The 18,677-nt window shown below is 59.1% G+C and carries 17 protein-coding genes; 14 read left to right on the top strand and 3 right to left on the bottom strand.

The window, feature by feature from the left end; all coding sequences use genetic code 11:
* Positions 1-4: 4 nt before the first annotated feature.
* Genes BUA15_RS09600 through moeB form a run of 4 tightly spaced genes read left to right on the top strand, consistent with a single transcriptional unit; the run spans position 5 to position 2,908 of the window.
* A complete protein-coding gene (locus BUA15_RS09600; protein WP_072715779.1) occupies positions 5-958 on the top strand; it encodes a PLP-dependent cysteine synthase family protein in 954 nt (317 codons plus the stop codon).
* On the top strand, positions 955-1,401 hold the full coding sequence (locus tag BUA15_RS09605) for a M67 family metallopeptidase (RefSeq protein WP_072715780.1): 447 nt from the start codon (positions 955-957) through the stop codon (positions 1,399-1,401). The genes BUA15_RS09600 and BUA15_RS09605 overlap by 4 nt, the downstream gene beginning before the upstream one ends.
* Before the next feature lie 9 nt (positions 1,402-1,410).
* The gene (locus BUA15_RS09610; protein ID WP_072715781.1) at positions 1,411-1,707 is read left to right on the top strand and encodes a MoaD/ThiS family protein; all 297 of its coding nucleotides are present in this window, start codon (positions 1,411-1,413) and stop codon (positions 1,705-1,707) included.
* Positions 1,708-1,729: 22 nt separating this feature from the next.
* Entirely contained in the window at positions 1,730-2,908 is a 1,179-nt protein-coding gene (moeB, locus tag BUA15_RS09615) for a molybdopterin-synthase adenylyltransferase MoeB (RefSeq protein WP_072715782.1), read from the top strand.
* Between the two features lie 30 nt (positions 2,909-2,938).
* Here moeB and BUA15_RS09620 read toward each other — a convergent pair whose 3' ends face one another.
* Together BUA15_RS09620 and BUA15_RS09625 are read right to left on the bottom strand one after the other, a co-directional pair.
* Entirely contained in the window at positions 2,939-3,412 is a 474-nt protein-coding gene (locus tag BUA15_RS09620) for a thiol-disulfide oxidoreductase DCC family protein (RefSeq protein WP_072715783.1), read from the bottom strand.
* A complete protein-coding gene (locus tag BUA15_RS09625) occupies positions 3,409-4,362 on the bottom strand; it encodes a patatin-like phospholipase family protein (RefSeq protein WP_072715784.1) in 954 nt (317 codons plus the stop codon). The genes BUA15_RS09620 and BUA15_RS09625 overlap by 4 nt, the downstream gene beginning before the upstream one ends.
* A 77-nt stretch (positions 4,363-4,439) precedes the next feature.
* On the opposite strand from BUA15_RS09625, the gene BUA15_RS09630 reads away from it, so the two are divergent.
* The 10 genes from BUA15_RS09630 to BUA15_RS09675 all read left to right on the top strand — a co-directional run bounded on the left by BUA15_RS09630 (position 4,440) and on the right by BUA15_RS09675 (position 18,249).
* Positions 4,440-6,824 (top strand): glycoside hydrolase family 31 protein, encoded by a 2,385-nt coding sequence (locus BUA15_RS09630; protein ID WP_245772000.1) that lies wholly within the window; start codon positions 4,440-4,442, stop codon positions 6,822-6,824.
* Positions 6,825-7,025: 201 nt separating this feature from the next.
* On the top strand, positions 7,026-7,802 hold the full coding sequence (locus tag BUA15_RS09635; protein WP_072715786.1) for a glycogen/starch synthase: 777 nt from the start codon (positions 7,026-7,028) through the stop codon (positions 7,800-7,802).
* Between the two features lie 168 nt (positions 7,803-7,970).
* Positions 7,971-9,110: a hypothetical protein gene (locus BUA15_RS09640; RefSeq protein WP_072715787.1), complete on the top strand. Its 1,140-nt coding sequence runs from the start codon at positions 7,971-7,973 to the stop codon at positions 9,108-9,110.
* Positions 9,111-9,112: 2 nt separating this feature from the next.
* Positions 9,113-10,432, top strand: a complete 1,320-nt coding sequence (locus BUA15_RS09645; RefSeq protein ID WP_245772001.1) for a hypothetical protein — start codon at positions 9,113-9,115, stop codon at positions 10,430-10,432.
* Between the two features lie 36 nt (positions 10,433-10,468).
* Entirely contained in the window at positions 10,469-11,854 is a 1,386-nt protein-coding gene (locus BUA15_RS09650; RefSeq protein WP_072715789.1) for a tetratricopeptide repeat protein, read from the top strand.
* 167 nt (positions 11,855-12,021) lie between these two features.
* Complete coding sequence (gene eno, locus BUA15_RS09655) at positions 12,022-13,305, top strand: phosphopyruvate hydratase (protein ID WP_072715790.1); 1,284 nt, start codon at positions 12,022-12,024, stop codon at positions 13,303-13,305.
* Between the two features lie 3 nt (positions 13,306-13,308).
* Entirely contained in the window at positions 13,309-13,623 is a 315-nt protein-coding gene (locus BUA15_RS09660; protein WP_072715791.1) for an FtsB family cell division protein, read from the top strand.
* Between the two features lie 11 nt (positions 13,624-13,634).
* On the top strand, positions 13,635-14,633 hold the full coding sequence (locus tag BUA15_RS09665; protein WP_072715792.1) for an ROK family protein: 999 nt from the start codon (positions 13,635-13,637) through the stop codon (positions 14,631-14,633).
* Between the two features lie 144 nt (positions 14,634-14,777).
* On the top strand, positions 14,778-17,318 hold the full coding sequence (locus BUA15_RS09670) for a putative LPS assembly protein LptD (RefSeq protein ID WP_245772002.1): 2,541 nt from the start codon (positions 14,778-14,780) through the stop codon (positions 17,316-17,318).
* Positions 17,319-17,964: 646 nt separating this feature from the next.
* Positions 17,965-18,249 (top strand): BON domain-containing protein, encoded by a 285-nt coding sequence (locus BUA15_RS09675; RefSeq protein ID WP_072715794.1) that lies wholly within the window; start codon positions 17,965-17,967, stop codon positions 18,247-18,249.
* A 5-nt stretch (positions 18,250-18,254) separates the two neighbouring features.
* Here the strand turns inward: BUA15_RS09675 and BUA15_RS09680 are convergent, their stop codons facing one another.
* Positions 18,255-18,671, bottom strand: a complete 417-nt coding sequence (locus tag BUA15_RS09680) for a GNAT family N-acetyltransferase (RefSeq protein WP_072715795.1) — start codon at positions 18,669-18,671, stop codon at positions 18,255-18,257.
* Between the last annotated feature and the right edge of the window lie 6 nt (positions 18,672-18,677).

Genomic DNA, 18,677 nt, shown 5'->3' on the forward strand with positions numbered 1-18,677 from the left:
GCGTATGCTTACCGAAACAGCATCTGTGACCGTCGAGCCCCGGGCAGTTGCCCGCGCTGAGCTGCTTCGTGCTATCGGCCACACTCCCCTGATACGCCTTCGACGCGTGACGCGCCATTTGCCCGAAACTGTGGCCGTTTATGTAAAGGCCGAGCACTTGAATCCTGGAGGGTCTGTAAAAGATCGACCCGCCCTGCGCATGGTGCTTGAGGGACTGCGCAGTGGCGCGCTGCGCGAAGGACGGGTGCTCATTGATGCTACCAGCGGCAACACAGGCATTGCCTATGCCATGCTGGGGGCCGCCCTGGGCTTTCCGGTAGCGCTGGCCATGCCGGCCAACGCCTCGCCTGAACGAAAGCGCATGCTTCAGGCCTACGGCGTGGAGCTCATCCTGACAGACCCCATGGAGGGAACAGACGGCGCCCAGCGCTACGTGCGCGCCCTTGTGCAACAGGAACCTGAGCGATACTTCTACCCGGATCAGTATAACAACGACGCCAACTGGCGCGCTCATTACGACGGCACCGGCGCCGAAATCTGGGAACAGACCGGCGGACGCGTCACCCACTTTGTCGCCGGGCTGGGCACAACGGGCACGTTCGTCGGGGTCAGCCGAAGGCTTAAGGCACACAACCCGGCCATCCGCTGTTACGCCCTGCAGCCCGACTCTCCCCTGCATGGACTGGAAGGGCTCAAGCACCTGGAAACGGCTATCGTGCCAGGAATCTATGATCCTTCGCTGGTAGACGAACACCTGACCTGCTCAACCGAAGAAGCGTTCGAGATGACCCGCCGCCTGGCGCGCGAAGAAGGACTATTTGTGGGCCCCTCCTCCGGGGCCAATGTGGTAGCCGCCTTGCGCGTGGCCGAGCAACTGGAGCAGGGCGTTGTCGTCACTATCCTGTGCGATACCGGCGCGCGTTACCTGAGCGAATCGTTCTGGGAGGAAGGACCATGAAAATCAAAGCGACCTTGCTTGATCGAATCCGGGCCCACGGCGAAGCCACGTATCCAGAAGAGTGCTGCGGACTGTTGCTGGGCAAAAGTGGTCCAGACGGCAACCACGTGCTGGCCCTCTATCCGGTAGAAAACCGACACGAAGCGCAACGGGAGCGGCGCTACACCATCGCCCCAACCGACTATCTGGCCGCCGAACGCGCCGCCCGACAACAGGGCCTGGATGTGGTAGGCTTCTATCATTCCCACCCAGATCATCCTGCCCGGCCTTCGGCCACGGACCTGGCCGAAGCTACGTTTCCCGGATACACCTACGTAATTGTTGCCGTGCATCAGGGCCGGGCCGGTGAGCTGACCGCCTGGCACCTGGCCCCTGACCGCACCCGGTTTGAAGCCGAATCTATCGAAATAGAACCCGAAACAACCGCTGTAGACCAAACCTGAGCAGACCGTATGGGCACGACGACCGCAACCGTAACGATTCGCATCCCTACACCGCTGCGTGGTTTTACGAACAACCAGGATGCCGTGGAAGTAAGTGGCACTACCGTAGGCGAAGCGTTGCAGCAACTGGTCGAACAGTTCCCGCGCCTGAAGCCCCACCTGTTCAATGAGGAAGGACGCCTGCGCTCATTCGTTAACATTTACGTAGGCGACGAAGACATCCGCTATCTGCAACGGGAAGCCACCCCGCTTCAACCGGGCGCCGAACTCTCTATTGTGCCTTCCGTTGCCGGTGGACGTTTGTAACTCCAAAACCTGCCAACGCGCCATGCCTGCAACAACGGCTGATATCACGCTGACGCCGGAGGAGCTCCGGCGCTACAACCGCCACCTGATTCTGCCCGAAGTCGGACTCGAAGGCCAGAAAAAACTGAAAGCTGCTTCTGTACTGCTGGTCGGCGCAGGCGGCCTTGGCTCTCCCCTGGCGCTTTACCTGGCAGCCGCCGGCGTAGGTCGCCTGGGACTCGTCGACTTTGACGTCGTTGACGAGACCAACCTGCAACGCCAGGTGTTGCATGGCACCAAGGACGTAGGACGGCCTAAACTGGAGTCGGCACGTGATCGCATCCTTGATATCAACCCGCACGTGCAGGTCGACCTCTACGAAACGCGCCTGACCAGCGAAAACGCTCTGGATATCATCAAGGAGTATGATCTGGTAGCCGACGGGACCGATAACTTCCCAACCCGTTATCTGGTTAACGATGCCTGCGTCCTGGCCGGTAAGCCCAACGTCTACGCCTCCATCTTCCGGTTCGAGGGTCAGGTGTCGGTCTTTGCCACGCCAGATGGTCCGTGCTACCGGTGCCTTTATCCGGAGCCCCCGCCCCCCGGCCTGGTTCCTTCCTGTGCCGAAGGAGGCGTGCTCGGTGTACTGCCGGGCATGGTGGGGACCATCCAGGCTACCGAGGTGATCAAGATGATCCTCGGGATCGGAACCCCGCTCATTGGCCGCCTCCTGCTCATCGATGCCCTGCATATGCAGTTTCGCACGCTCAAGGTGCGGAAAAACCCTGAATGCCCGATCTGCGGCGAACATCGCACCATCCACGAGCTCATCGACTATGAGCAGTTCTGCGGGCTGCCTCCGCGCAACGGTGAGGCCGCCCAGGCAGACGAAACCGTGCCCGAGATCACGGTGCACGATCTGAAAGCCCGCCTGGAGCGGGGCGACCGTCCCTTCATCCTGGACGTACGCAAACCCCACGAAGTGCAGATTGCCAGCATCGAACACGACCTGCTCATCCCAGTCGATGAGCTCCCTGAACGGCTCTCAGAGCTGGAACCGTACCGCGACCGCGAAATCATCGTGTACTGCCGCTCCGGAGCGCGTTCGGCCCGAGCCACTAAACTGCTCCGCGAAGCAGGCTTCCCCAACGTCAAGAATCTGAAGGGAGGGATCCTGGCCTGGAGCCAGGAAATTGATCCAAGTATCCCTCAGTACTGAGCACGTGCCTTCCCAGAAAAGCTCGGCTGCCTAAGCGGCCGAGCTTTTCTGGTTTTCGGGAAAAGACGCAGTCAGCGGCGACTCTAAAAAGCGCGCCAGCAGATCGGGCGTAGGCACGCGACACTGCGCCCGACGACCAAACCAGCGGTAACGGTGCCGGGCTACCCAGCGATACACAGCATCGCGCAACGGCCGCGGAACCACAATGAGTCCGTAGAGCAGCGGCCAGAGCCCCCTCAAGCGCCGCAAAATGCGAAGGGCAGCCGTCGAGTCGCGATAGCAACGCCCCCCCTCTATCAAGATAATGCTATCAAGGTAGTCAGGCTGGAGTCCAAAACGCTCCAGATAGGGACGCGCCGCTTCAGATTGCAACGCACCGAACTTGAAGTAACCAGCTGGATCCCGATCAATGACAAAGTTGATAAACCCGTTGCACAGGTTGCATACGCCATCAAACAGCACAATCCCGTGCTGCGCTTCACCTGTTGGATGTGCACTATTCATGCGTCGGCAACTGTTGAGGTTGTTGACGCAAGCCGTCGCGCCAGCGCTCGCAACGCGGCTTCCTGAGCTTCCGCCGCAGCTACCCCCCGCTGAAAAATCTCTTCCTTCTCTTCCCAGAGGCTGAGCATACCAACGTGCGACACGTCTGGCGTAATCAGCACATCGGGCCTACATGCCTGCAGCCGATACCCTTCCAGTTGGGTCACTACAATTTCCATGGCACGCCCCAGCACGTCAAACCCATTGGGTTGCCGTTCGCTACCGTTGCGACGGAACGTGCGGGCCAGCCGCTCGCCCCACATGCCCAGGCTGATCCGTCGCCCTTCTCCCTCTTCGTCATCACTGCGACGCCGCTTGACCGGAGCTGGCTCTAACGCCGTGCTTTCCCGATGCAACCGCACAGCAATGGTGTAACGGGCACCATGATGCACCAGCGGACTGACCGGCACGTTGTTGCAAAGCCCCCCGTCAACCAGCAACCGTCCATTGATTTCTACCGGCGCAAAAATGCCCGGAATAGCCGAAGAGGCCAAAATAGCATCCACTACCGGCCCCTGATTGAAAACCACTTCCTTACCGCTTTCAAGATCGGTCGCCACCACATAGAACGGTACCGACAGATCCTCAAAGCGACAGTCTTGCAAATGATACTGGAGATACTCCCGCAGCGGCTCATTGGAAATAAGCCCCTGGCCGTCAAACCGAAGCGAAAAGAGCGCGCGCGTGCGCTGCTCCCGCATAAGCTGCTTCATCTGTTCTACCGAATAGCCAAAGGCATAAAAAGCACCGATCAACGCCCCTGCGCTACATCCGGCCACGACCCCGGGACGCAACCCATAGCGTTCGAGCACGGACAGCACGCCTATATGGGCCCATCCCCGCATGCCTCCTCCTCCCAGGGCCAGCCCTAGCGCTGGCTGCACACGCTGCCGCTGTTTTTCTCGCTGCATAGCCACGACCGCCTGATTCGACTGTGGACGTGTACCGTCAACTCCAGGTAAAGATTCACGGCCTCCCTGTGCTTTCTGTGTTGTATCTTTGGGGCGACATTGCACCCAACCTGACCAAAGGCATGGAATTTCTCGGTGCGCTCACAGAATACCAGGACATTCCAGGCGGCTTAGAACTGCAGGCAGGCCAGGCCCGCCTGCGCATTCGGGCGCTGGCCGACGGAATTTTTCAGATCTGGCTGCATCCGGACGGGCAGCCTTTTCCAGCACATCCCTTTTCCTATGCTGTACGACCTGAATGCTTTGCTGCTGCTCCTCCGCCTGTAACATGCCACCTCCAGGAATCCCATCTCGTACTGACCCAGGGTTCCTGGCGCGTGGTTGTGCAGCGCGATCCAGTCCGTCTCTGGTTTGAAGGAGCTGCCGGCGTCCCATTAGCGGCCGACAGCTTCGGCATGTGTTGGGAAAACGCACACGTCAGCGTCTGGAAAAAGCGGGCCGACGGCGAACGTTTCTTTGGCCTGGGCGAGAAGACCGGCTCGCTGGAGCGCACCGGCCGCGCCTACGAAAACTGGAATACCGACGATTCAGGCTACGATACCCGAGATGACCCCCTGTATAAGACGATTCCATTTTATCTGGCCCTGCGTCCTACGCTGAACCAGCGCGTTGAAGCCTACGGTATTTTCTTCGACAATACATTTCGCTCCTGGTTCGACTTCGGCGGTTGCGCGCCAGAGCATGTAAGCTTCGGTGCGGATGGTGGAGAGCTGGTTTACTATTTCCTAGCAGGTCCTGCACCGGCCGACGTGCTCAGCCGCTACACCTGGCTAACCGGCCGCTTTGCGCTGCCCCCCCGCTGGGCGCTGGGCTATCACCAGAGCCGCTGGAGCTACTACCCGGAAGCCGTTGTGCGCGCCCTGGTCTCTGAATTCCGGGCTCGTCGACTTCCGCTCGATGTGGTACACCTCGACATCCATTATATGGATGGGTACCGCATTTTTACCTGGGATTCCCACCGCTTCCCCAACCCGCACCAACTGGCCGAGGACCTGCGCAAAGAAGGCGTGCGCCTGGTCACCATCGTTGACCCCGGCGTTAAGATAGACCCGGGATATCCGGTGCACGACGAAGGACTGGCCGAAAACGTATTTGTGCGCTACCCGGACGGCAGCCTGTACGAAGGGAATGTATGGCCGGGACGCTGCTACTTCCCGGACTTCACAGATCCCAGAGCACGGGCCTGGTTCGGGCGATACGTGGGCGCGTTTCTTCGCACCGGTGTGGCCGGATTCTGGTGCGACATGAACGAGCCTTCGGTGTTTAAGGGAGGCACAATGCCCGATCTGGTCGTGCACTGCCTTGAAGGCCGCGGCGGCACCCACCGAGAGGCCCACAACGTCTATGGACTGCTCATGGCCCGCTCCGTCTGGGAAGCATATCGCACGCACATGCCCGAGCAGCGTCCCTTCGTCATTACCCGTGCCGCCTATGCCGGCGTGCAGCGCTACGCGTGCGTCTGGACCGGCGACAACGTCGCGGACTGGTCCCATCTGCGCCAGGCCCTTACCATGATGCTCTCCCTGGGACTCAGCGGCCAGCCTTTTTCTGGTAGTGACATCGGTGGATTTATTGGCACGCCTTCTCCTGAACTATATGCGCGATGGATCCAGCTCGGCGCCTGCTCGCCGCTATTTCGCACGCACACGGCTTATGGCACGCCTGCCCAGGAACCCTGGAGTTTCGGCGAAGAAGTCGAAGCCATTGCGCGTAAATACCTGACCTGGCGCTATCAACTGCTTCCTTACCTTTACACCTGCTTTGAAGAGCACCAGCGCACGGGCCTTCCCGTGCTACGGCCTCTCTGGCTACACTACTTCGATGATCCGCGCACCTTTGAAATTGACGACAGTTTTCTACTGGGTCCCCATCTGCTGGTCGCACCTGTTTTAGAACCGGGCGCTCAACATCGCCGCGTCTATTTGCCTGCTGGCAGGTGGTATGACTTCTGGAGCAACCGCGCTTACGAGGGACCCGATGAAATCCTCGTTGAAGCTCCCCTGGATGTATTGCCCGTTTTTGTGCGTGCGGGAACGGTGCTCCCACTGGGCCCCGCCTTACAGCACACCGACGAACCCTGCGACACGCTGCAACTCCACGTGTATCCCGGCCAGGGCCATAGCCTGCTCTACGAAGACGACGGGCATTCCTGGGCCTACGAAACCGGTGCGTTCCGACGCACTACCTTCATGCTGGAAGCCACTTCTTCCGCGCTCTCTCTACGCGTCCACGTAGAAGGAAGCTATCACTCTCCCATAAAGCGCTTTCATCTCTGCTGGCATCACGGAGAGGGACCCACTACCCTTTACGTAGATGGCCAGCCTATTGCGTCCCACTATGACGCCACCCATCAGCATATAACCGCAGAACTTCCCGCCTTTTTCACGCATGTGCACACGTGAGCCATTTTTATCTCCCTGCCCCTCGGATGCTGGAAGCGTTTACCAGGCGCTTTATCCCCTTATCTCTGCTACACTTTCCCACCAAACTCCAATCATTTGATCAATTACTTGAATATCCGTTATGTTTTTTGTAAATTGCATTGTTGTAGCACCCCCCTGACGCCAGACATTCTTGCTCACCAATCCTATAGAGAAGCGGACATGGCTCAGCCAATGCGTATTCTTTTTGTTGCCAGTGAAATCATTCCTTTTGCTCAAGTTACCCCCATTGCCGAACTGGCTCGCCTGCTGCCGGAACGGCTGCAAGAAGCGGGATTGGTAGAGCCGCGCATTATGATGCCTCGTTATGGCATCGTCAGTGAGCGCCGGAACCGCTTACACGAAGTTATTCGTCTTTCGGGAACGCACGTGCCGCTCGGCAAAGACCAGGAAACGTTGAAAGTTAAGGTAGCCTCTATTCCTGGAATTCGGCTTCAGGTCTATTTCATGGACAACACCCGTTATTTCAAACGCAAAGGCGTGTACGCCGACAAGGAAGGCGCCGAATTTCCGGACAATGTAGCCCGCGCTCTGTTTTTCGGTCGTGCCGTGCTGGAGACCGTGCGAAAACTGGGATGGGCACCGGATATCGTGCATGCCTTTGGTAGCCTGGCGGGATTGTTGCCTTTTCTACTTACCACAGAATATGCACAGGACCCACTTTTCGAGCGGGCGCGACGCATCTATACGCCGGACGGCCTCACGTTAAAGGCGCGCCTGAGCGCTGCGCTGCTAGACAAGCTGCGGTTGCCCCAGGATGAACGCCTCATCGACCGTTCGCTCGATGAAGTAGGCCGCGCTCTGGCCGAAGTCGTGGTCTATCCGGCATCACTGCAGCCAAGTGAAACAGAGGCGGTTCAGTTTGCTGCTGATCCCGAGGCGTTTGTGGAGCAGGCTGCTGCCCTGTATGAGCAGTTGCTCAGCAGCGTGCCTGCTTGAAGCACGCTCCAGCGAAAACCTGCCGGTAGCTCCTGCGTTAACCGCACGGCTGCTGGCCGTGGGCAAGCCCCTCGACCCCGTCGAGTGGGCTTTTGCCTTTCTCAAACACGAAATCGTAACCGGGCATCGTTCTTCAGCCGATGCCCCTGCTTCAGGCGGAAAGAGTTTATGCGACGCTTAGCGGTCTGGCACCTTTGCGTGCTATTTCTGCTGCTGACGGCAGGCTGCGATGATCCGTCGGCGGTAGGCATTGGCTTGATCGGCGAGGAGGGTGTTCCCGTGCTGGTGCGTCTGCCAGCCGACTCGGTACTGGTGGCTCAGCAAAAAGATCGAACCGGCAACGCTGCCCAGGTACTGGCCGGTCGGGTAGCCGACCCAGCGATTGGAACGCTGGCCGCAACAGGCTACCTGGATTTTACCATGCCGCTTGGCACGCGCGTCGACACAACCATTGTCAGCGTCCAACTGCAGTTGCGGCGCAGTTACCTGTACGGCGACACGCTCTCTTCGGTAACGTTGGCCTTGCATGACATGCTGGAAGACTGGCCTTTCAGCGGCGTCGCTTCGGATACAACGCTGCCAGCCGGTCCTCAGGTACGCACCTTTACGTTTACCCCCACCGACACGCTTCTTCAGGTTGCGCTGCCTGCTGAATGGATCGCCGCGCACGACACCACCCTTCGGAGCCGCACCTTTGCAACCAGCTTTCATGGCTTTCAGCTAGCGCCGGTTGCAGGCAACGCGGTTGTAGGGTTCCAGCTAGAAGCCACCCGCCTTCTGGTGATTACGGCTACCGATACGCTACGCCTGACCACTTCCAAAGCCTTAACAACCATTGCCCGCGAAGCTACGGTGCCGCCGCCAGAAGGTCGCCTCTGGCTGCAGGACGGCACCGGCCAGGTGGTGCGCCTGCGTTTCAATTTTCTAGCCGATAGCGTCCGCGAGGCAGGACTGCACGCAGCGCTCCTTGAGGTTCCGCTGGATTCCACGCAGACGCCTCCAGGCTTCGTGCGCCCGCTTCCCGTCAGCGTTCGCCTCGTGGGCGTCGACGCAGAAGGGAATGTCCCGATTACTTCGCTGGGAGAACCGATCGTACTGGCAACCACAACGCCTGATGGGGGACGCCTCCGGTTTCGGTTGACCGGCATCACCCTGCAAACCCTTCAGCGGCTTATGCTGGGCGAAACGCCCATTCAGTATCTCCAACTGGAATTCCCGAACCGGGATAACACGCTGAGCCCGCTGCTTCTTGACACAAGGGAATCGCGCCCCACCTTAACCCTGATGCTCACGCCGCCTGCCCCATGACCATGCGCACGCTTCAACGACTCCTTGCGCTCGCGCTGCTGGGACTGGCCGTTCCGGCAACCGCCCAGCGTACAGGCGAGGGCTCTGTGTACTCGCGCTTCGGCCTGGGTAACCGCGTCGACTACGCCTCCTCTCAACTGCAGGCCATGGGCGGAGGCGGGGTCGCGCTGTTTAACTTGAATTATCTAAATCTCAGCAATCCGGCTACCTGGTCGGAGCAGGTGCTGACGCGCGCTACGGGCACCGTCGTCTTTCAGCGGCTTTGGGCTACCGATGCCTCCGGAAACACAACCCGGCTGGGCTCTGGTGCCCTGCAATCGGTTCACTTGAGCCTTCCGCTGCGAACGCGCCGTATCGGTCTGGGCCTCGCCTTTCGGCCTTACACCCGTGCCAATTATCTGGTACGGACGGGTGCGCTGCTTGCCCATCCAGAACTGGGCGATACGATTCGCTATCAGATCGACTACGCTGGCGAAGGCGGACTGCAGCAGCTCAATGCGGGGCTGGGTCTCTACGTGCATCCTCGCCTCAGCATAGGCGTGCGTGCTGATCTGATTTTTGGCATCATTGAACATACGCGGCGCACGCGCTTCTTTTACCCGGACCTGCCCGGGGTTATGCCGACGGAATATGTGCCCACCTTATTTGCCACCGCTACCCGACTGGCTGGCGCCCGCGCTACCGTTGGAGTGCTCTTGCGCCTTCCCGCCGGAAGGCGCCCCTCAGATGCATTGGCCTTCGGACTCACCTTCTCAACACCGACCACGCTCCGCGGCACGCGCGTGCATACCCTCGGCGAAAGCCTTGACCGCGACACGCTGGGGACGCCGCAGCGCGGCAATGTCTATCTACCCCTTTCCATCAGTTGGGGAGTGTCCTATCAAAAGGACAATCGCTGGACACTGGTACTGGACGGCCAATACGAACCGTGGTCACGCTTCCGAAGCGATCTGGCATTTGCTGGCTACAACCCAGATGGAGAAAATCTCTTCAAAGACCGCCTGCGGCTTTCAGCCGGTCTTGAATACCTGCCAGCCGGAACCGATTTTTCCGCAGCGTATTTTCATCAAGTAGCTTACCGGTTAGGCCTTTACTGGGAGCGTGCCTACGTCGATCCTCGGCCGGACACCCCGTTGCATACGCTGGCGCTAACGGCCGGCCTGAGCTTCCCGACGCTGTTTCCCGGCACGCGCCTTGACGTAAATCTAGAAGTAGGCACCCGCGGAACAACAGCCCGCAACCTGGTACGCGATGTATATTACCGTCTCGGACTGAGCGTGAATGTAGGCGAACGCTGGTTCCTGCAACGACGCTTTAATTGATGCTAAGCCACCTGCCAACCAGCCGGTAAAAAAGAAATGATGATCCGGGCAACAGGGATCTTCGCCGGGCAACCCTACACCACGGGCATCTGGAGTGGTGTCCTCGGGCTGCTTCTGCTGGTCTTTAGCGCCCAGGCCCAGCCAGTGGCCGCACAGCAACCCGAGCAGCAGGAAATTGACGAGCACACGAAGGCGGTCAACTATAGCCTCTACTACGAGTACTTCAAAAACAAAGATTACAACGCCGCCCTCCCCTACCTGCGCTGGATGATCCAGCATGCACCGGAATACGCTGGCCCCGGCCGCAAGGATGATCGCAACTTTGAGCGCATCATTAAAGTCCACGAAGAGCTGGCTAAAGCTGCCGACGATCCAGAGCTTGCCCGGGCTCATCTTGACTCAGCGCTCGCGTATTTCGACATGGCCCTGGAAGTACTGCCAGCTCGGGGCGTAGACCTAGATACCGTTACCTGGTATATCCGGCGAGGTCGCTTCATTCAGCGCTTTCCCGAACTGCTGGCTGATCGCCAGCCAGAGGCAGTCACGTACTACCGAAAAGCATTTGAGCTGGCTCCGCAGCGGGTCGACGACTATTCCATTCAGGTAGTTATTGCCGATCTGGTCCGGGAAGGCAAAAAAGAAGAGGCTGTCGCCTTCATGGACCAGGTGGAGGCAGCGCTGGGAAATGACCCGGAACGGGCCTCTCTGATGGAATACATTACGGCCATTCGCGACAATCTCTTCCAGACACCTGAGGAACGCATGGCTTTCCTCGAAAACCGGCTGGCAAAAGACTCCACCAATCTGGAGATCATCTCGGAGCTGTTCGACATTTACCGCCAGCTCGGTGAACGCGAAAAAATGTATGGCCTGGCCGAACGACTCCTTGCGCTCAAACAGGATGCACGCACCTACCATATGGTCGGGAAACTCTACCTGGACGACGGCGAACCGGCAAAAGCGCTAGAGTACTTCCGCCAGGCCATGCAAATGCCCGGGGTGGAAGAGATTGCCCGCGAGTTGTATTTCAACGCAGGGGTTGCAGAACAGCAGCTTGGACGTCTGGCCAATGCGCGCACCTACTTCCGGCGTGCTCTGCGCGTTGATCCGCAGTTTGGAAAAGCCTACATTGCTATCGGAGATCTGTACGCGCAAGCCGTTGCAGAATGCGGCAGCCAGCTCGAACGCGAAGATCGCGCAGTCTACTGGCTAGCCGTTGATTACTACGAGCGCGCCAAGCGGGTCGATCCATCCGTCGCGAATGAAGCTAACCGCAAGATCAACACGTACCGCAAATACTTCCCCGATCAAGAAGCACTCTTCTTCAAAGGATGGCAAGTAGGCCAGCCCTATAAGATCGACTACGGCTGCTACGCCTGGATTAACGAAGAAACCACGGTCAAGCCGCCTCCCTCCTCGTAAACAGAGAATTCGCGGCAAGCATGCGCTCTGAGGGTCGGTCTGACAGACCGACCTTTTTTTTTGTACAAAGCGCTTCCTTTTCCGAGCATTTCGCTTGAGCTTTGCGCAGAAGATCGCGAACTTTCTGGCGGTTTTTTCCAAACCAACCTGGTGACCGCGTGCCTGCTATGGCTTACATCGATGAAATTATCGCCCGACAGATTCTCGACAGCCGAGGCAATCCAACGCTGGAAGTCGAGGTCATCACCGACGAAGGCTTTGTAGGACGAGCCGCTGTTCCCAGCGGCGCCTCCACCGGAGAACATGAAGCCGTCGAGCTGCGCGACGGCGACAAAAGTCGCTACCTGGGCAAAGGCGTGCGCCAGGCCGTGGCCAACGTGAACGAAAAGATTGCACCGGAACTGACCGGCTTCAGCGTGTTTGAGCAAGCCGCTATTGATGAGGCCCTCATTGCACTGGACGGCACGCCCAACAAAAGCAACCTGGGCGCCAATGCCATCCTGGGCGTCTCGCTCGCCGTTGCAAAGGCTGCCGCTGCTACGGCCGACCTACCGCTTTACCGCTACGTAGGCGGCACCAACGCTCGCACGCTCCCTGTGCCGCTCATGAACATTATTAACGGCGGACGCCACGCCGACAATAACCTGGATCTGCAGGAATTCATGATCGCACCGGTGGGTGGAGGCAGCTTCTCTGAAGCGCTGCGCATCGGCGTAGAAATCTTCCACCACCTGAAGCAGGTCCTCAAAGCAAAAGGCTACAGCACAGCCGTAGGCGACGAAGGCGGTTTTGCCCCCAACCTTCGAGCCAACGAAGAGGCCGTTGAGATCATCCTGGAAGCCATTGAAAAAGCGGGCTATCGCGCCGGAGAAGATGTCTTCCTGGCACTCGATCCGGCTACCAGCGAAATGTACCGGGATGGCTACTATGTCTTCTGGAAGAGCGACCCTGAGACCAGGCGCACTTCTGAAGACATGGTGGCTTTCTGGGAACGCTGGGTCAACCAGTACCCGATTCTTTCTATTGAAGACGGCATGGCCGAGGACGACTGGGAAGGCTGGCGGCTGCTGACCGAGCGGCTCGGCCAGCGCGTCCAGCTCGTCGGCGACGACCTGTTTGTAACCAATACCGAGCGCCTGCAACGCGGCATCCGCAGCGGATGCGCCAATGCTATTCTGATCAAACCCAATCAGATTGGTACGCTCACAGAAACGCTGGCTGCCATTGAACTGGCTCACAAAAACGGGTATGCAGCCATCCTGAGCCATCGTTCGGGAGAAACGGAAGACACCACAATTGCTGACCTGGCCGTAGCTGCTAACACGGGTCAGATTAAGACCGGTTCGGCCAGTCGCAGTGATCGCATTGCAAAATACAACCAGTTGCTCCGCATCGAAGAACAACTGGGGGATACGGCTCGTTTTCTAGGCCGTCAGGCCTTCCGCGTATAAATCATGTCCGTGCCCCGCTACACCGATATTCCGCCTCCGAGCAGGCGACGACGGCGTCGTCGCCTGCTCATCGGAGGACTTCTGGTACTTCTGGGCATATGGCTGGCTTTTCTAGACAGCCATAGTCTTTACCGGCGCATCCGGTGGAGCTACGAAGCCGCCCGCCTTCGCGCCCAGAACGAAGCCCTCCGGCAACGCATTGACTCCCTCAAGCAGCAGTTGAAGCGCGGGATAACGGACGAAATGATCGAACGCATAGCCCGCGAACAATACGGAATGCGTCGCCCGGGCGAAACGGTGTATCGGGTTGAAGAATAGTGCCAAACCCTATGGATTCCCTCCCCGCCTTTGCTGTTGGCGTTGATCTAGGCGGTACAACCATCAAAGCCGCCCTGGTAGAGCGCGGCGTGGGCATCCAACATGAGCTGAGCCGCCCAACCGAAGCCGAAGAAGGCCCGGCTCACGTCATCGGTCGGATCGCCGAAATGGTACAGACGCTCATCAGGCGCGCTCCTGACCACCAGATTGCCGGCATTGGCATTGGAGCTCCTGGTACCGTCAACTGGGAACGCACGGCTGTCGTCTATCCACCCAACCTGCCGGGCTGGGGTATCGTCGATCTGCGCAAGGCGCTCCAGGAAGCGCTGGGAATTCCGCTACCGGTATTCGTTGAAAACGACGCCAACCTGGCCGGCCTGGGATCAGCGCACTACGGCGCTGGCCGCCCGTTTGATGCCTTTATCATGGTGACGCTGGGCACGGGGGTAGGAGGAGCTATCATCTACCGGAACCGCATCTTCCGGGGCACCACTGGTGGGGCAGGCGAAATCGGCCATATGAGCATCGACTACGAAGGCCCTCTGGATCGCTACGGTATCGCAGGATCCATTGAGGCCTATATTGGCCAACGGTTCTTATCCCGTTACGCCCGCTATCGACTCCTGACGCAACGGCATAGTCTCGTGCACCAGATGGCGGGCGAAGACCTGCGCAACCTCACCCCACGCCTCCTCTACGAAGCCGCCCGCGCTGGAGACGAACCGGCCCGAGAAGTGCTGGCCTGGGCAGGTCATAAACTGGGCTGCGTGCTGGCCTCAGCCGTTAACTTGCTGGACATTCATAAAATTGTAGTGGGCGGAGGCGTCTCAGCCGCAGACAGGTTCATCCTGGAGCCAGCGCGCCAGACGCTCCGCCGCTATGTAATCCCGGCTCTGCGCGACAAAGTTGAAATTATCCGCGAAACGCTGGGCAACGAAGCCGGAATGCTGGGCGCTGCCCAGTTAGTCTTTCAGCTCCTTGAACATCCCTCCGAGGAGCTGGAAGCCTGAGTCGGGAACCCGGTGCCTGCTTTCCGGTGCATCTCTCCGTCGCCTGACCCGAAGCCTGGTTTCGTCTGTCTGATGCGCTGTCGGTGGGGCTGGCTGTGGCTTACTACTGTCCTGACCATCACGGCTCAGGCACAACCGACCGGTATGCCAACAACAACGCCGCATGCCGAGGGCGTCCATTTCAGCGCTCGCGATTCTCTGGTATTGCTGCTCAACACACCCCAGGGCGACCAGGGCCACCTGATAGGCAATGCGCGCGTGCAGTATCGCGATATCGAACTGACTGCCTACCGAATCGACCTGTTCTTTGATCAGGAAGAGCTGCGGGCTACCGGACTTCCAGTCGACACCGGTGTAGTGGGACAACCTCAGTTTCGCCAGGGCAGCGACACGTTCACCGGTCTAGAACTTCGGTACAACCTGCGCACCCAGCGAGGGCGCGTCGTCAACGCACAGACGCGCATTGAAGACGGCTACCTGCAGGCGCAGGTGGTCAAGGTTACCGAAGACAGCGTGCTGTACGTGCAGGGAGGTACCTATTCCACCTGTCCTTGCACCGGTGGCCGGGCTCCCTCCTACTCGCTCCGCACCAGCAAGATGAAAGTTGAAGGACGATGGATCTACACGGGTCCTATTCAGCTCTATCTGTTCAATATTCCAACCCCATTCTGGCTACCTTTTGGGTTCCTGCCGGCCATTGAAGGCCGCCGAAGTGGTCCGTTGCCAGTGCAATACGGCGAAGACGAACGCGGCTTTTATCTGCGCGGCTGGGGCTGGTACTGGGCCATCAGTGACTACATGGACCTGCAGATCCGCGGAGGCATCTGGACAAAAGGGAGCTGGCAGATCAGCCCGCTGTTTCGCTACGCCAAACGCTACGCCTTCAACGGCCAGCTCATGCTCGATTACTTGCACAACCGCCGTGGCGAAAAAGGAGACCCCGACTTCACCGTCACCAACACCCTTTCGTTTCGCTGGACGCATAACCAGACGCTTGGCCCTTCAACCACCTTCTCGGCCAATGTTAACCTGACAAGCTCCAGCTACCTGCGCGCCATTTCCGAACGCTACAACGACCGCGTACGCCAGACCATCTCTTCCAGCATTCGCTACAGCAAGAACTGGCCGCAGGCAGGCCGCTCACTTAATCTGTCCCTCTCTCATCAGGAAGTGCTGACAACCGGTGCCGTGCAGCTCTCCTTTCCCCAGCTTTCCTTCTCCCAGCGGGCGTTTAAACCGTTTCGCCGGGGTACCAGTAGCCGAGAACGCTGGTACGAACGCATTACGGTTAGCTATAGCGGTACGCTGAGCAACCTGTTCAACTTCACCCCCCTTCCCGACGAAACGCTGCTGGCCCGTGGCGACACCAGCGCGTTGGACATTTCCTGGTACGACGCCCTCTTTTCACCCAGCGCCTACCGACGAGCAACCGGCCAGGAAATCCCCTTTCAATTTCGCGCCACCCATCGGATTCCGGTATCGGCCAGCTTCTCCATGCGCCGCCTGCCGGTGCTCAACCGACCGTTTCCGGTCACTTTCTCAACCAGCCTGAACTATCAGGAAGACTGGTTCATTCGCACCGAACGCCGAAGCATAGACAGCACCGGCCGCGTAGTAACCCGCTCTGTTCCCGGCTTCTTTGCGCTGCGCCAGTTCACCACCAGCCTTTCGGCCTCGACTACCATTTACGGGCTGTTTCCCGTTCGCCTTGGTCCCTTTGAAGGCCTGCGGCATACAGTGCGCCCCAGCCTGAGCGTCGCCTACCGCCCCGACTTTTCCTCGGACTTCTGGGGCTACATGCGTACCTACCAGGACACGAGCGGCCGACAGATCCGCTATCCTATCGTCCCGGGTGTTCCAGTGGGACGCACCCAGAGCCTCTCATTTTCTCTGGGCAATGTGTTTGAAACCAAGCGGGTTCGCACCGACACCGCTGGCAACGTCCAGCGCCAGACGCTGCAACTGCTTACCGTGGATCTATCGACCAGCTACAATTTTGCTGCTGATTCGCTACGTCTGTCTCCCATCACCCTCAGCGCCCGCACGTCGGCACTGGGACCGCTGAGCCTGACCTCTTCCCTGGTGCTCTCGCCTTACGCGCTGGCTGCCGATGGTCGCCCGATCAACCGCTACGTGTTCGATCTGCGCAAGGGGCGCCTAGCCCGCATCACCAGCTTCCGGCTCAGCGCTTCACTGCGGCTCCGAAGCCGCACCCGTCCGCCTGCCGGCGAAGCCGCTCCCCCGCCTCGCGCCCGCTTTGGCGATCCTTTTAACCCCGATCCCCTTACAAGTCCCATCCCTTCACTGCTGGACCCAGCCCTCCATTACGCCGACTTTTCCATTCCCTGGTCGCTTAACCTGAACTTCAGCTATAGCATGAGTCGCCTGGCCCAACGCCTTACCCGCAGCGCTATCCTGAACCTATCCTTTGATTTCAACCTGACGCCTCGGTGGAAAATCCAAGGCCGCAGCGGCTACGATTTCGTCCGAAAAGAACTGGCCACCACCAGCCTGTTCATTGTGCGCGATCTGGGCTGCTGGCAAATGAGCCTTTCGTGGATTCCTTTTGGTCGCTACCAGTCCTATGGATTCGAGCTGTATGTCAAAAGTGGACGCCTGCGCGACCTGCTGCGCCTGCGGCAGCCGCGCTCAGACATCCGCGGCCGTTTCCGGCAACTGCTTTAACGCCTGCACCCGGACGGAGACGCTCCTTCTGATTACTTCAGCGCGTCGCGGCCTTTCTCTTCTCCCACCATGCTGCTCTTTTAATAGATCCGGCAACCCCTATGTCGCCAGCAAGACGATCTGCAGCGTTCTGCAGAGAAGCTATTTCTCCTCCCTACTCGCCCCGTGCCGTGTTATCGATTGCACTCTGCACCCAAAGAGGACGATCAGATCGACACAGTCATGCACCAGCGCAGGTGCACCCGCACAGGCACAGAGCCAACAGTTCGTTGGCTGGACGCACAGCCCATCGCCGGGGTACCGGTTCAAGAGGAGCACTCCTGTTGTTGGCTGCGAGCGCAGCGGCCGGTGCACCTGAGGCAAACGCGCCTTCTCCTCATGCCAGACGGCAACAGCGCTCCAGAAGTGTAGATTCAACGCTGCTACCCGGCTATCGGCGCATCAAAACAACCGGGAGCAGATGGACCAATTGATCTAACCTTCCGATTTATCCACATTTTTTACACAAATCTTTTCTTTAAACGCAGGTCTTGCTATTCTATGGAAAAGTCGTACGGGAACGCGGTTGTTCGAGGAGTTTTAGAGCCGTTCCTGCTATCCGTTCTTTTCACCAACGGGGTTCGGGCGCAACGTCCGTCCTCAGGTTATGGTTCGATTAGCCTTCTGGCATCGCTTTTCAAAAGCTACCCGCACTGACCGGAAGTTAGTGCGCCGGCTGGCTCGTCGGATTGAGGCCGACCGAACGCTGGCCGAAATGACCAGTGTGCACGTGTACGTCTTAGAAGGCCATGTAACGCTGTATGGCTTTGTTCGGGGCGAAGCGGCGCGCCGTCGGTTGTTAGAAGTGGTGCATGCGGTACCGGGCGTGCGTTCTGTGCAGGCCAGTTTGCAGGTATTGCCTGAGGAAGAACCTGCCTTGGTAGAAGCCTGAGCTAGTCAGGCGCGACGCATCCAGGCGTTGCGGACCCGCTCAAAACCCAGTCGGGCATAAAAGCCGGCTGAAATATCGGAGTCGCGCAACACCAGTTCCGTTCCTTTACATCGTTCCAGCACGGCTTCGATCAGCCGGCGTCCGATGCCGAGTCCTTGCACATCGGGTTCAACGGCCAGGTCGCACAGGTAACTGTAAAGCACGCCGTCGGTCAGCACCCGGGCGATACCGACCAGCCGCCCTTCGTGCCAGGCAGTCAGCACCAGGGAAGCGTTTTCGAACATCTGCCAGACGCGCCGAGGATCATCGACGGGCCGCAGGAGAGGCGCGCGCCGGTAGAGCGTCATGATGCGTCCGGGCGTCAGCCCCTCCAGCCCTTCCCGAATTTCCAGCGCCCCGGTTAGTTGCGTGCGGGCCGGCATAAATGC

This window comes from Rhodothermus profundi (assembly GCF_900142415.1).
Lineage (GTDB): Bacteria > Bacteroidota > Rhodothermia > Rhodothermales > Rhodothermaceae > Rhodothermus > Rhodothermus profundi.